This window comes from Oenococcus oeni DSM 20252 = AWRIB129, from assembly GCF_000372485.1.
Lineage (GTDB): Bacteria > Bacillota > Bacilli > Lactobacillales > Lactobacillaceae > Oenococcus > Oenococcus oeni.
In genome coordinates, this window is the sequence record NZ_AQVA01000006.1 from 81,428 (window position 1) to 94,984 (window position 13,557).

At 36.5% G+C, this 13,557-nt stretch carries 12 protein-coding genes; 3 read left to right on the forward strand and 9 right to left on the reverse strand.

All coding sequences use genetic code 11. The features are described from left to right. Positions 1–40 precede the first annotated feature (40 nt). The 6 genes from prfB to A3G9_RS0105440 all read right to left on the reverse strand — a co-directional run bounded on the left by prfB (position 41) and on the right by A3G9_RS0105440 (position 5,445). Entirely contained in the window at positions 41–1,159 is a 1,119-nt protein-coding gene (prfB, locus tag A3G9_RS0105410) for a peptide chain release factor 2 (protein WP_002818400.1), read from the reverse strand. Between the two features lie 182 nt (positions 1,160–1,341). After that, entirely contained in the window at positions 1,342–2,256 is a 915-nt protein-coding gene (locus A3G9_RS0105415) for a lactate/malate family dehydrogenase (protein ID WP_002818397.1), read from the reverse strand. Between the two features lie 604 nt (positions 2,257–2,860). Then, positions 2,861–3,571, reverse strand: a complete 711-nt coding sequence (locus A3G9_RS0105425; RefSeq protein WP_002817226.1) for an ABC transporter ATP-binding protein — start codon at positions 3,569–3,571, stop codon at positions 2,861–2,863. A gap of 99 nt (positions 3,572–3,670) precedes the next feature. Then, the gene (locus A3G9_RS0105430) at positions 3,671–4,426 is read right to left on the reverse strand and encodes an ABC transporter permease subunit (protein WP_002817224.1); all 756 of its coding nucleotides are present in this window, start codon (positions 4,424–4,426) and stop codon (positions 3,671–3,673) included. Positions 4,427–4,468: 42 nt separating this feature from the next. Further along, positions 4,469–5,200 (reverse strand): ABC transporter substrate-binding protein, encoded by a 732-nt coding sequence (locus A3G9_RS0105435; protein WP_002821411.1) that lies wholly within the window; start codon positions 5,198–5,200, stop codon positions 4,469–4,471. A 53-nt stretch (positions 5,201–5,253) separates the two neighbouring features. Beyond that, positions 5,254–5,445 carry a hypothetical protein gene (locus tag A3G9_RS0105440; RefSeq protein ID WP_002818388.1) on the reverse strand — a complete coding sequence of 64 codons (192 nt, stop codon included), beginning with the start codon at positions 5,443–5,445 and terminating at the stop codon, positions 5,254–5,256. Between the two features lie 383 nt (positions 5,446–5,828). On the opposite strand from A3G9_RS0105440, the gene A3G9_RS1000000109870 reads away from it, so the two are divergent. Together A3G9_RS1000000109870 and A3G9_RS0105445 are read left to right on the forward strand one after the other, a co-directional pair. Then, positions 5,829–6,008: a helix-turn-helix domain-containing protein gene (locus A3G9_RS1000000109870; protein WP_002824930.1), complete on the forward strand. Its 180-nt coding sequence runs from the start codon at positions 5,829–5,831 to the stop codon at positions 6,006–6,008. Next, positions 5,969–6,763: a LysR family transcriptional regulator substrate-binding protein gene (locus tag A3G9_RS0105445; protein WP_002818384.1), complete on the forward strand. Its 795-nt coding sequence runs from the start codon at positions 5,969–5,971 to the stop codon at positions 6,761–6,763. Before A3G9_RS1000000109870 ends, A3G9_RS0105445 begins: the two co-directional genes overlap by 40 nt. 103 nt (positions 6,764–6,866) lie before the next feature. Here the strand turns inward: A3G9_RS0105445 and A3G9_RS0105450 are convergent, their stop codons facing one another. The 3 genes from A3G9_RS0105450 to A3G9_RS0105460 all read right to left on the reverse strand — a co-directional run bounded on the left by A3G9_RS0105450 (position 6,867) and on the right by A3G9_RS0105460 (position 8,762). Then, positions 6,867–7,352, reverse strand: a complete 486-nt coding sequence (locus A3G9_RS0105450) for a cysteine hydrolase family protein (protein ID WP_002818383.1) — start codon at positions 7,350–7,352, stop codon at positions 6,867–6,869. 68 nt (positions 7,353–7,420) lie between these two features. After that, positions 7,421–7,903, reverse strand: a complete 483-nt coding sequence (locus A3G9_RS0105455) for a kinase (RefSeq protein WP_002818382.1) — start codon at positions 7,901–7,903, stop codon at positions 7,421–7,423. A gap of 61 nt (positions 7,904–7,964) precedes the next feature. Then, positions 7,965–8,762 carry a helix-turn-helix domain-containing protein gene (locus tag A3G9_RS0105460; protein WP_002818381.1) on the reverse strand — a complete coding sequence of 266 codons (798 nt, stop codon included), beginning with the start codon at positions 8,760–8,762 and terminating at the stop codon, positions 7,965–7,967. 354 nt (positions 8,763–9,116) lie between these two features. On the opposite strand from A3G9_RS0105460, the gene A3G9_RS0105465 reads away from it, so the two are divergent. After that, positions 9,117–13,544, forward strand: coding sequence for a glycoside hydrolase family 70 protein (locus A3G9_RS0105465; protein ID WP_002820382.1), 4,428 nt, complete (start codon positions 9,117–9,119; stop codon positions 13,542–13,544). The last annotated feature ends 13 nt before the right edge of the window (positions 13,545–13,557 follow it).

A 13,557-nucleotide genomic window follows, 5' to 3' on the forward strand; every position in this document is an offset into this window, starting at 1 on the left:
ACATAAAAAAGCCCCAAATTAATGGGACTGATTAAAAAAATTACTCCGGATTTTTTTGGGAGAGCTTCCATTTTAGATAAGCATTAATAAACGGATCCAAATTACCATCCATAACTCCATCTGTATCACCGGTTTCATAACCCGAACGTAAGTCCTTTACCATTCGATAGGGTTGAAAAACATATGAGCGAATTTGTGATCCCCAGGCAACATCCAATTTCGTGCCTGATAATTTGGCATGTTCTTCTTCACGCTTTTGTTCTTCCCGCTCATAAAGTTTGGCCTTTAACATCTTCATTGCAATGTCTCTATTACCATACTGAGTTCTTTCAACCTGGGAAGCTACAACGATTCCAGTTGGAATATGAGTCAAACGAACGGCAGTTGAAACTTTGTTGACATTTTGGCCACCGGCGCCCCCGGAACGGTACACATCCATTTTGACATCCTGAGGTTTAATCTCTATTTCAATCTCGTCATCATCTAATTCGGGCATAACATCGATGGAAACAAACGATGTATGTCGGCGCCCAGCCGAGTCGAAGGGACTGATACGAACGAAACGGTGAACTCCTTTTTCGCTTCGCAAAAAGCCATATGCGTTGTGACCGATAATTCGCAGCGTAGCCGAGTCGATTCCGGCTACATCACCGGTTTGGTAATCCGTCACTTCGACTTTGAAATCATGGGCTTGAGCCCAACGAGTGTACATTCGGTAAAGATTACTGGCCCAATCGGTTGATTCAGTACCACCCTCGCCCGGATGAATTTCCAAAATTGCATTATTTGAATCGTACTTTTCAGTTAAAAGTTGATTCAGATTATATTTTTCCAAATCCTTTTCGGTTTTTTCGATATCCGTGTCGAGTTCAGCGTGCATATCCGCATCATCCTCCTCCGACAGCAGTTCCGCCATTGCAGTCAGATCTTCAACCGATTTTTGCAGACTCAAAAAGGAATCACGCCGATTTTTCAAAGTATTAGTTTCATCAATGATTTTTTGAGCAGACTGCTGATCATCCCAAAAACCCGGTTGGCTCATCTTATCTTCATTTTCCGCAATTGATGCATCGAGAGCGTCCAGGTCTAAAGTAGAACGAAAACCATCTATTTGTTCCTGCATGTCGCTGATTGAATTTCTTGCTTGTGCTAATTCCATAACTTTAATTTTACTCACAAAAGCAGGAGAGTTTTAAATTCTCTCCCGCTCTAATTTCCTTTAACTAATAATCGTAAATTTAATTTACTAAAAACTGCAATAAACAATAAGCTGATTAAATTTATAACTTTTTCAAATTTATTCCAATTTAATTTTAAATAATAAATCGGCACAAAAATCAGTCATTCGAATAATTTTGTTTTCTTGATAATCGATTCGGCACTAGTTTTTAATTTTGTACTTTCTTTTTGATCTAATGGCAGGTAGATATCTTTGACAATCCCTTTCCGACCAATGATTGCCGGCAAAGAAATATAAATGCCGAATTTTTTATTGTAGTGTGAAACAATCACTTCGCTATGGCTGTCGGACAAAATCATTTCAATTAAAGTTGCCGCAGCCGTTGCAATTGCAATATTTGTATAGCCCTTTCCGTCAATAACCCTGAAGGCATCCTCCTTTGTTTTTTCTTCAAGATCATCAATATTTACCGAATTTTCTTTCGCAAATGAAGAGATCGGATTATCAAATATTCTAATTGATGACCAGGCAGGAAATTGTGAATTTCCATGCTCACCAATAACAAAACCGGAAACTGAACGCGGATCTATTTTAAAGCGCTCGCCAATTTCTTTTTTTAGTCTTGAACTGTCAAGAAAAGTTCCCGTTCCGATAACTTGGTTTTTGGGCAAAGCAAGTTCTCTTTGATAAACAGCAGTAATAACGTCGACCGGATTCGTAATCGTCAAAAAAACACCATCAAAATGGACTTTTTTTAACTGTTCAGCCATCGATCGAATCTGTTTGACATTAAACTGTAATTCAGCAAAACGATCGCCACTTTCAACTGTTAAATTCACATTTCCAAAGGTACTGACAATCAAATTAGCATCAGCCAAATCCTTGTAATCTCCAGCAATAATTTTAGTGTGATGCGGTAAAAAACTCTGTGCATCCCAAAAATCCAAGGCCTCGGCTTTTAAATGTTTCTGATTAATATCCAACAAAACAATTTCATCGACCATTCCGCGATCAATAACAATATGAGCCAAAGTCGAGCCGACGTGCCCCATTCCAATAATTCCGATTTTACGCATTTTATTTACCTCATTTTATTTGCAATTTAATTATAAATCCATAAGAATCAGTCGGTGGATACCTGAGATATCTTGATAAGCCTTTCTCAAAAAAGCACAAAATAGTAATTGCGAAATAAATAGACGATTTTCTTCGATGTTGGAGAAACATTGATCGACGAAAAATATAGCTATCAAAGATATTTTCGATTATGCGGAGAAAAATTGATAGATAACGGCATCCCAATCATTAAGGGCCTATACGGAAAATTAATCGAGAAAAGCTATAAGGAAAATATAAAGGGACCTTTGTATACGACCCGAAAAAATTTTAGTAAAGAATTAACAAAACCAGACTGAAAACCACTCAAAGAAAGTGTTTTCCCAAAAACAGTCGAAAGCTTGGAATATCTTAAAAAGTCTCAGATCATTTCTTCAGCCGAAATTGAGCCAATGGTTTTGTTATAGATGATCTTAGCTAAATCAAAGATATTTTTTGATTATCCAAGCTTGTTTCCCCGAACAGGGATACAAAGAGTGAATGATATCAAAGATTGATATATGGTTTATTTTGAATACGATCGCTGCTAATGAATTCAGAGGAGAAGCGAAATAGAGCGTCTATTCAATCACTTAAAATCAAAGTTTTAATTTGAGCGGCTATTAGATTTATTTCTTCAGTATTTGTTTTGTCTTCTGGAGCGGAAATTTCATCCGCTTTTCTTCCATGCTTTAAAACGACGATTCTGTTGGCCATTCTGGCAGCCTCGTCGACATCGTGAGTAACCAAAATAGTTGTTAAATGTTGCTTGGAGCATATATCCATAATCAACTCCTGCATATTCAAGCGAGTTAAAGCATCCAGAGCACTCAAGGGTTCGTCCAACAATAAAAGTTTCGGGTTGGCCATCAGCGCCCTTGCCAAAGATACTCGCTGTCTTTGTCCACCGGATAATTGAATTGGATAATAGTTTGCGAAATCTTCCAAACCAACAAGCTCTAGCAAAGAAAGAGCTTTCTCTTTAATTTGTTGGCCACGCGAACGAAAAGAAATATTCTCTGAAACCGTCATCCACGGTAATAAGCGATCTTCCTGAAACATTATCCGCATCTGTTTGTTCAAAGAAGTTATTCTCTGATTCATAAAAATAATTTCTCCGCTGCTATATGGCTCAAAACCCGCGATCAAGCGCAGCAAGGTGCTTTTTCCTCCACCACTTTTGCCAACTAGAGCAATAAAGTCATTGTCATATAAAGATAAATTTATATTTTCCAAGATCAGATGATTGCCATACTGTTTGCTGACATTTTTAATGGTCATTAAAGGTTCATTCATAAATTGATAAGGTTCCTTTGTAAAGATTTATATTTATTAAACAAATCGAGCAAGACTATAAACTCTGCTCGATTTGTCCAGATATTAAATTGATAATTATTAGCTGATCTCCCTTGGATTCTGCCAGACCAAAAAAGTATCTTCTAAAAGTTTGGCAATAAAATCAGATAATTTTCCAAACAAAGCATAAATCAAAATACATAAAATAACAGTACTCATATCAGTAAACTGTTCGGCCTCATTGGCCATGTAGCCTATTCCAGAACTGGTGGCAACAGTTTCTGCAACGATTAAAGTAGTCCACATTACACCCAAAGCATATCTGACACCCATTAAGATCGTCGGTAAAGCACCAGGAAAAATAATCTTGAAAAATACCTGCGAATTTGACAATCCATAAGACCGTCCCATTTCAACTAAGCCTTTGTCTATCGAAGTTACCCCGTGATAGGTGTTTATATACATCGGAAACATGCAGCCAACCGAAACAAGGAAAATTTTGGACGGTTCCCCAATACCAATAACCAAAATAATCAAAGGAATCAATGCTAAATGAGGTATATTACGCAACATTTGAATCGTATTGTCGAAAGCCAAACGGCATACTTTAAAAATGCCATTCAAAACTCCTAAAATAAAACCAATTCCGCCGCCAATAATAAAACCAAGTAATGCTCGGAAAAGACTAATGCCAATATTTTTTTGCAACTCTCCGCTCTTGAAAAGTTTCCAAGCATCAAGCAGAATATCGCTTGGCGCAGGCAATAACTTTCCAGAGGCAATTCCTGCAGTCACAATAAATTGCCATATTACTATTATTCCAACTGGTATTATCCAGGGAACTACTTTATCCATCTTCTTTTTTGAACGAGAAATTTCGATAATTTTCCACCTCGATTATTTCAAATTTGCAATATGATTTTTAATCACAACTTTTGTTTTTATCCATTTATACGCATAAAACTGGTTTGAAATATCCTGTTCTTCTTTAATTGCTTCACTATTCATTGCACTGATTTTGAAGGTTCGGCGATTAAGCATTTTCTTAATAACAGATTTCGACATCTTTAATTCTTTGGACATTTTTTTCGTCAAAGCAGGTGTGTTCTTATTTGCCCATTTCATGTCTTCTTCCATGTATTTAATCAGGAGTTTACTAACTTTTGTATTCTTTTTGGAGTAGCTGCTTAGAGAAACAATGAAACTTCTGTTAACGGCTTTATTCTCTTTGCCGTTAACAAGCAGCTTGGCGCTTTCTGTCAACTCGGCTTTGGCAACATATGGATCCCAAATTGCCCAAGCATCGACTTTTCCTTTTGCAAAAGCCACCGCTGCTGCAGCCGAATCCATATTTTCAAGTTTGACGTCGCTGGTTTTCAAACCGGCTAATTTTAAAGTCTTTAAGACCATATATTGGCTAGAAGTTCCAACTGTATATGCAATCGTTTTGCCCTTTAAATCGGAAATAGAATTAATTCCGGAACCTTTTTTCACAAGCACTCCACTTCCGGAAGCTTTCGTTCCCCCTTCAGCAATATAAGTAAGTTTTGTTCCCGACGCCAAGGCGGAAACAGGTGGCGTATCGCCGACACGGGCGTAATCTATTTTTCCAGAAGCCAATGCCTGCATCTCTGGAGAGCCATTTTGAAATTCCTTGAAAACAACTTTATATCCCTACTTTTTCATTTTTTTACAAGTTGTCCACGAAGACGGGAAACATCGACTTCATCAGCTGCCTGATAACCAATAGTAACGGTTTTTAATTTTCCGGAACTGCTAGTAAAAAGTTGCGATCCGCCATACCATATGCCTCCGACGATTAATGCCAAAAACAATACAAGGATTAATATTTTTCTAGACCTTTGCTGCTGCATTTTAAATTTTCCTCCGTGATACCTGAGTATCTTTTTCAGCTTATAAAAAAAGTTAAGACAAAAAAGTCCTAACCCTCTCCATTCCTTATTCTTCTAAACCTATAAATTCAAACCATGATCCCAATAAACATAATCTTTGAGTTATATTAAACACAAAAATCGCACCCATGAAAAGCAATTTTATGACTGATAATTTGAATTTCCCACTTCAAATTATCTACATAATTTCCAGTGATAACGCTGAAAAGCGGTGATCTAATAGACATAATCAATCAAGCAAAAAGACTAAATAAAATCACACTTTTAATTTTAGATGCTAATAAGGTCCCTGTAAAATAGTAATTAAGTATTGCTGATATAACTTTTTTGTTATAATAACAGCAATGAAATCCGTAACTACCGAATTTTCCTTATTGAGTTATTTGAAAATAATTATTTCAACCGGGAGCATAACAGAAGCTGCCGCCGAGTTGTATTTGTCTCAGCCGTATCTAAGCCGCTACATAAAAGATAATGAAAAAAATTGGGATTCCAATTGCTTAATAGACAGACAAGGCCAATAACCTTAACAAATAGTGGAGTTAAATATTTACAAGGTCTGGAAAAAATCGAAAGCAGTTATTCTGCCTTATTAAGCGAATCAATCAAATATTCAAAAAACAAAAAACAAATCAGTATTGGAATAAATGAAGTTCTGGCAAGCCGCTTGCTTCCTGAAATTCTGTCTGCTTATAAACAAGGTTTTCCCAATAAAAGTCAAAGAATCTTTATTGAAGAAAACTACTCCAATGCACTTGAAAATGATCTATTGGAAAAAGAAATCGACTTGCATATTCGCTTGCTACCGATTTTTTCAAATAAAATTTCTTATCAAAAGCTTTTCAAGTCTCCAATCTATTTAATCGCAGATAAAACTTTCCTTTTATTTAAAAAAAATAATCATAAAATTCTATCAGTTGAAACTATTGATCGGGAAAAATGGGAAAAAATGAAGTTCATCTTCCTTTATCCGGGTTCTGGATTTTCACGTCTTGTTGATTCATTTTTAAATAATCACAAAATCATTGTTCAAAATAGTTTTAAAATCCGCTCTTTGGAAACAGCTGCAAACCTTGCATATGAGGGCTTGGGCTGCACTTTTATCCCATCATTTTATTTGAAACAAAATTTCGATTCAAGCAAATGCAACATCTTTAAATTATCGGAAGATATTTTTTCTGTTCAGTTGGTAATTGCCTTTCTACGTGACATGAACCTTAACGAAGAAACAAAAAAATTCATCAAAGAAGTGGTGAAATATTACAAGAATAAAAAATAAATAGCATTCTTACATTCTCATCAGTTACATTTTAAATTTTTTAACGTAATACTTATTTAATTCACTAAGTAATTAGATCGATTCTTTTTTATTAAAATAAAATTTAGATTTCAACAATTTTTGCAAAAGTTCCCTGCCAAATATAAAGATGATACTGATTAATTTGTTTTGCTGTTAAAATTTCATTATCAAAGGTGGAAAATCCATCTTTTAGAACCGAGATTTGAAAGCCCAGATAAAAAGCGGCTCTGATAGTAGTGTCAACACAATATTCAGTCTGTGCTCCACATAATTCAATTGAAGATATTTTATTTAATTTCAAGAAAGACTCTAGCCCGGTTTGATAAAAAGAGTCAGGCCGATACTTATTGAAGTATCTATCAGTGGCCTGATTATGCAAATCATCAAATAAAGACCATTCACGACTAAATACAGGCATATTCTCATCAATGTGTTGTAAAAAAACTAATGGTTTTCTTTTGCTTCGATATTGATCAATTCGTTTATTAATATTGTTTATCAATTGCTTCCTTTGGTAAACATCTTCTAATCCATTTTGCATATCAATCACGATTAAAGCTTCAGACATACTGGTAACTTGCTCTTATTGAATTATTTCATGACTAATCACTAAATATAAATAAATATCAAAAACAGTTATTTAATCTTCAAAATGTATTTCATCCTGGCCGGTAAATCGTCATTTATTGTAAATACATGGTCCTCATAACCGAGCCTATCGTTATCAAGCCACCAGTCCTGCATCAATCCTCTTGAAAAAGGCTTCTTTTTTAATAGATTCCCTCGATAGGTTTCCTCGAAAAAAATATCGAAGTAAAAAGTTTTCATCTTTTTTTGATATTGATTTTTAAGTCGAAAAAGCATATTAGCGTAAACATCCCTTTTCAAAATTCCTTCAAGAATCACAAAATCGACGTTTTGATCGGCCCAATTAATCATCGTTTCAATTAAAGAAATCGACTTATTATTCGGCTTATCCTTTTCGTCCAACATTCTTTTACGAACCTCGTCTTGAGAAATAAGTAAAGTACTGTTTCCCAAAGATTTTTTTAATTCTTTAGCAGTCGATGATTTTCCACAAGCCGAGTTGCCTCTGAATACAAAAATATTTTCAAGCATGCTGTAATTTTAATATTATTGCCTGAATTAAAACTTCTTTTGAAATTAAAAATAAAAATTCTCAATCACAGCCTAGAGACTTCAAAAACCTGTCAAAAAGATAAACGGTTGCTTCACTATTGAGATACATAGCAATCTTATAAGCATGACCGATCTTTTTATTGTAGTTTTCGTTTAAATGTGTCTTTTTTTCAAAAATGCCTTTCCAAAAGAGCAGCCAGGTCTTAAATTCAAAATTTATCTGTCGGCCCTGCCATAACTCAGCCATCTGCAAAAGACATTTTGTTGTTTTGTATTCTTCTTGAACAATACTAGCCTCCAAAGCATTGATTATAATTTTTTCAATTAAATTGCTTGAACGATGGGATATTTGTTTAGAGTTGTTTCTTCTAACGATTTCAAAAACATAAGGAATTATTTTTTTAATATCTAACATATTAATGGTCCATTCCAGAAGCGATAAATCGTAATATTGCCATTCTTGAACACCGAAAAAGTATTCAATTAATTTATTTTGTTCATCAAAACTCGCCAATTTAAAATCAAAATGGAATAACGTCGCCTTGACCATCATCAATTGATGAAAAATTGCCAGATCATTTGGATCATCGGAAAAACGCTGGAAATAAAATTCTGTTAAATTATTCAACTGCTGACGGTCATTTTCAATATAACTTGTCAACAAAACACTTTCCAATTTTTCTAGAATCGATTCCCTTTGACCAAAGACGGAATTAAAGTATTCATCAAAGGAGATATTGAGTGCCCGACAAAGGAGGAAAAGCGTATGATCATTTGGTTCCGTCTGATTATTTTCAATTCGGGAAACCATTGATTGAGAACCAATTAAGGTTCCCAACTGTCGTTGAGATATTCCTCTGAGTTTTCTAATTTTTTTATAACTGATCTATGAGTATTATTCATTTTTTTACCGACTTATAAATATTCAATTCTGCATATTTTAGATTTTTAAAATTTTCCAACTGTATATTGGAACAGTTGGGTTGCATTGTTGAATAAATTACCAGCAAAATGTCAAACGTTAACCACAATTAACGAAACCCAAAAAATATATTTTTACTTTTTTGAAAAGCATAATTCAATTTATCTCGTTGTTAACAGTTTTTTTCAATAGAGAAAACAAGCGAAAAAATTCTGTTATGTTTTTTTATAGCGTTTTTACTTTATTTAAGAAAGATTAGGGATACCACAAATGAGAGATGGGGATAAAATTGTTCGGAAAAAACTGTATAAATCAGGCAAAAATTTTGTTATTGCCAGCATTATTTCAGTAGTCGGAATCGGACTGACAACTATTCCAGCCAGTGCCGACAGCAGCATCAATAATGCAGCAACCGTAAACGCGGTACAAATACAGGCAACAAAACAGGATGATTCAAAAGTTGATACCAATGGCCAAACAACGGCCAATGGTAATCAAAAGAATACTGACACAACAACGACGCCAACGCAAGCGCTCACAAAAACCAGTCAAACAACTACCGGCAATAATCAGACGACAGACAACGATAATCAGCAAAACAGCAACAATACAAAAACAGTGGCAGTAACCGAACAAACACAAGCGACAAAACAGGCCGCTGATAGCAATATCGCTAATCAGGCAAGTACCGGCAGTACCAGACAGGATAGCATCGAGGAAAAAACAGACGTTTCCGAACAAACAAAAAAAGTTGTTTCGAAAAGCGATGCCACAAATTCAGCAATAAACACTAGTAGTCAACAGGTTTATAGTTCAAAGAACATAAAAGTTATCGACGGAAAAACTTACTACGTTGATGATAACGGACAGATAAAAAAGAACTTCGCAACGATCATCAACGGCAAGGTATTGTATTTCGACAAGAACACAGGCGAACTGCTTCCCACGAATAGTTATCAGTTTAAAAGCGGGCTATCCAGTGAAAATAGCGATTATACAAGCCACAATGCGGTTAATAGCACACAGGCCGATGATTATACGGCTATTGATGGTTACCTGACTGCAGATAGTTGGTATCGACCAAAGGACATTCTGGATAACGGCCAAACTTGGACAGCAGCCTCAAAAGACGATTTACGCCCTCTTTTAATGAGCTGGTGGCCGGACAAAACGACTCAAGTGAACTATTTAAACTATATGAAAAATTTAGGATTGAGCGATAGCCCAACTAATTTTACTAATGATGAAAATCAAGGCCGGCTAAGCAAAGCTGCTGAAAATGTTCAAGTTAAAATTGAACGAAAAATAACTCAAGAAGGTCAAACACAGTGGCTAAAAGAGGTCATCACGAATTTTGTTAAAAGCCAACCGAATTGGAATATTAGTAGCGAATCGCAAACAAGCGGGAATGGCAAAGACCATTTGCAAGGTGGCGCTTTATTGTATGTGAACAACGATAAAACACCCGATGCGAATTCCGACTATCGCTTGTTGAATCGGACACCAACAAATCAAACAGGGACGCCTTTATACAGTATCGATCCGACTCAAGGCGGATATGACTTCCTTTTAGCAAACGATGTTGATAATTCGAATCCGGTTGTCCAAGCTGAGCAATTGAATTGGATGTACTATCTATTAAATTTTGGTTCAATTACCGGCAATGAAAGTAATGCCAACTTTGATAGTATTCGTGTCGATGCCGTTGATAATGTAGATGCCGATTTATTGCAAATCGCCGCTGATTATTTCAAGGCAGCTTACGGCGTTGACCAAAACGATGCCAAGGCCGATCAACATGTTTCCATTCTAGAAGACTGGAGCGACAATGACTCCGAGTACGTTAAAGACCAGGGCAGTAATCAGTTATCAATGGATAATAAAATGAGATTATCATTAAAGTATTCATTGACAATACCGGTTGTCGATAAAGAAAGCAATAAAAGAAGCGGCTTGGAGCCCTTAATAAGCAACAACCTGGTTAATCGATCAGAAGACTCGTCTACAAACGGTGCACAGCCAAATTACTCTTTCGTTAGAGCTCACGATAGCGAAGTACAAACTGTTATCGCTGAAATTATTAAAGAAAAAATCGATCCGGATTCCGACAGTTTGACGCCAACAATTGATCAATTAACAGCTGCTTTTAAAATATACGATGCTGACCAATTAAAGACGCGAAAGGAATTTACGCAATATAATATACCAAGCACTTATGCAATGATCCTGACTAACAAAGATACAGTTCCCCGTGTTTATTACGGTGACTTATATACAGATGACGGACAATATATGGCAAACAAATCACCATATTACGATTCGATTGATAATCTGTTGAAATCGCGTATTAAATACGTCACAGGTGGGCAAAGCATGTCGATACAATATGTACAAGGTGACGGCAGTATGGCCAAAGACAGTTACCGTGGTGTTTTGACATCAGTTCGTTATGGTAAAGACGCAATGAATGAAAAGGATCAAGGAACTCAAGAAACACGCACAGAGGGCCTGGCAGTTATTGAAAGTAACAATCCCGATTTGAAATTAAGCAGCAGCGACCAAATAGTAATCAATATGGGAGCGGCTCATAAAAATCAAGCATATCGACCGATGCTCTTAACAAAAACCAACGGTCTCGCCAGTTATCAATCCGACGAATCAGTCCCAGTCAACGAGATTAGATACACGAACGCCGATGGACAACTCATTTTTACAAGCGAAGACATTATTGGAACTGCTAATCCTCAGGTTTCGGGCTATTTAGCTGTCTGGGTCCCAGTCGATGCTAAAGACACGCAAGATGCCCGCAGTCAAAGCAGCGATCAGTCAACAAATGACGGCCAGATTTTGCATTCAAATGCAGCACTTGATTCTCAGGTGATTTATGAGAGTTTTTCCAATTTTCAATCATTACCGACAAAAACGAGTGAATATGAAAATGTCAAAATTGCCGAAAATACCGATTTATTTAATAGCTGGGGAATCACGAATTTTGAATTTCCACCACAATATCGATCAAGCACAGATAATAGTTTCCTAGATTCTATTGTTCAAAACGGCTATGCTTTTACAGATCGTTATGATCTCGGTTTTAACACTCCGACCAAATACGGAACCGTCGACCAGTTGCGGACGTCACTTATAGCCCTGCATAAAGCAGGTATCAAAGCGATGGCGGATTGGGTTCCGTACCAAATTTATAATTTGACCGGTATGCAGATCGTGACTGCGAAGCGCGTTAACGATTCTGGTATCTATGATCAAGATTCAGTGATCAATGATTCACTATATGCAGCACAAACCAAAGGCGGCGGAACTTATCAGGCTATGTACGGTGGTGCCTTTTTGGATAAAATCAAAGAAATGTATCCGGATTTGTTTCAAATGAATCAAATTTCAACCGGAGTTCCTATAGACCCCAACGAAAAAATAAAAGAATGGTCGGCCAAATACTTCAACGGCAGCAATATTCAAGGGCGTGGCGCTTATTATGTTTTAAAAGATTGGGCTAGTAATAGCTACTTCAAAGTTGGTTCGGATAACAGCACAGATGTCTTTCTACCAAAACAATTGTTAAACGAACCATCAAACACAGGGTTTATTTCCGACAGCCAAGGAATAAATTATTACTCGACTAGCGGTTATGAGGCAAAGAACACTTTTATTGAAGACGAAAATGAAAATTGGTACTACTTTGGCGAAGATGGATATATGAAATATGGTCTTCAAACAGTCAATAACAATCGTTATTATTTTTTGCCCAACGGAATTGAACTGCAGGATGCTTATTTAGAAGACGGCGAGGGTAATATTTATTATTTCAATCAACTGGGCAAAGAAGTAGAAAATGATTATTTTATGGATAAAGAAAAACAATGGCGTTACTTTGACAAAAACGGTGTGATGGCAAATAAGGGCCTGGCCACCATTGTAATCAATGGCATCGAGCATACCCAATACTTCGGTCAGGATGGTATTCAAGCCAAAGGCAAAGCCGTCAAAGACAACAATGGCAAACTACGGTATTTTGCCAGCGATTCCGGCGATATGGTATTCAATCGTTTTGAAAAAATAGCAGATAATACCTGGGCCTATTTTGCGGCTGATGGTGTTGCAGTCACAGGTCTTCAAAAGATTTCCGGTCAAACTCTGTATTTCGATGAAGATGGTCAGCAGATTAAGGGAAAAGAAGCCAAAGATTCAGACGGCAAAATGCGTTATTTTGATGCAGATTCTGGAGAAATGATCACTAATCGTTACGAAAAATTATCAGATGATTCTTGGGCCTATTTTGCAGCTGATGGTGTTACGTTAACCGGCGACCAACTAGTAGATGGCATACAAGTCCATTTTGATAACGACGGCCGGCAGATCAAAGGCAAAGAAGTTATCGATGCTGATGAAAATTCCGGTCAACTGGCCAAAAAACGTTTTGCTGATCTGGGCAATAACACTTGGGCATATTTTAATGCCAATGGAATTGCCGTTACGGGTTCGCAAATAATTAATGGTCAGCATCTTTATTTCCAAAACAATAGTAACCAAATTAAAGGGCACGAATATACCGATGCCAACGGCAAAATGCGTTATTTTGATGCAGATTCTGGAGAAATGATAGTCAACGTTTTGAAAGATTATCGGATGACTCCTGGGCTTATTTTGGCGCTAACGGAATTGCAGTTACAGGATCACAATTAATTAACGGCCAACA

Coding starts and splice junctions, on each gene's coding strand:
- A3G9_RS0105425 (WP_002817226.1), bottom strand. CDS start 3,571: ATGAATGAACCTTTAATGACCATTAAAAATGTCAGCAAACAGTATGGC.
- A3G9_RS0105455 (WP_002818382.1), bottom strand. CDS start 7,903: ATGCTTGAAAATATTTTTGTATTCAGAGGCAACTCGGCTTGTGGAAAA.
- A3G9_RS0105440 (WP_002818388.1), bottom strand. CDS start 5,445: ATGCAGCAGCAAAGGTCTAGAAAAATATTAATCCTTGTATTGTTTTTG.
- A3G9_RS0105435 (WP_002821411.1), bottom strand. CDS start 5,200: ATGCAGGCATTGGCTTCTGGAAAAATAGATTACGCCCGTGTCGGCGAT.
- A3G9_RS0105415 (WP_002818397.1), bottom strand. CDS start 2,256: ATGCGTAAAATCGGAATTATTGGAATGGGGCACGTCGGCTCGACTTTG.
- A3G9_RS0105430 (WP_002817224.1), bottom strand. CDS start 4,426: ATGGATAAAGTAGTTCCCTGGATAATACCAGTTGGAATAATAGTAATA.
- A3G9_RS0105465 (WP_002820382.1), top strand. CDS start 9,117: ATGAGAGATGGGGATAAAATTGTTCGGAAAAAACTGTATAAATCAGGC.
- A3G9_RS1000000109870 (WP_002824930.1), top strand. CDS start 5,829: ATGAAATCCGTAACTACCGAATTTTCCTTATTGAGTTATTTGAAAATA.
- A3G9_RS0105450 (WP_002818383.1), bottom strand. CDS start 7,352: ATGTCTGAAGCTTTAATCGTGATTGATATGCAAAATGGATTAGAAGAT.
- prfB (WP_002818400.1), bottom strand. CDS start 1,159: ATGGAATTAGCACAAGCAAGAAATTCAATCAGCGACATGCAGGAACAA.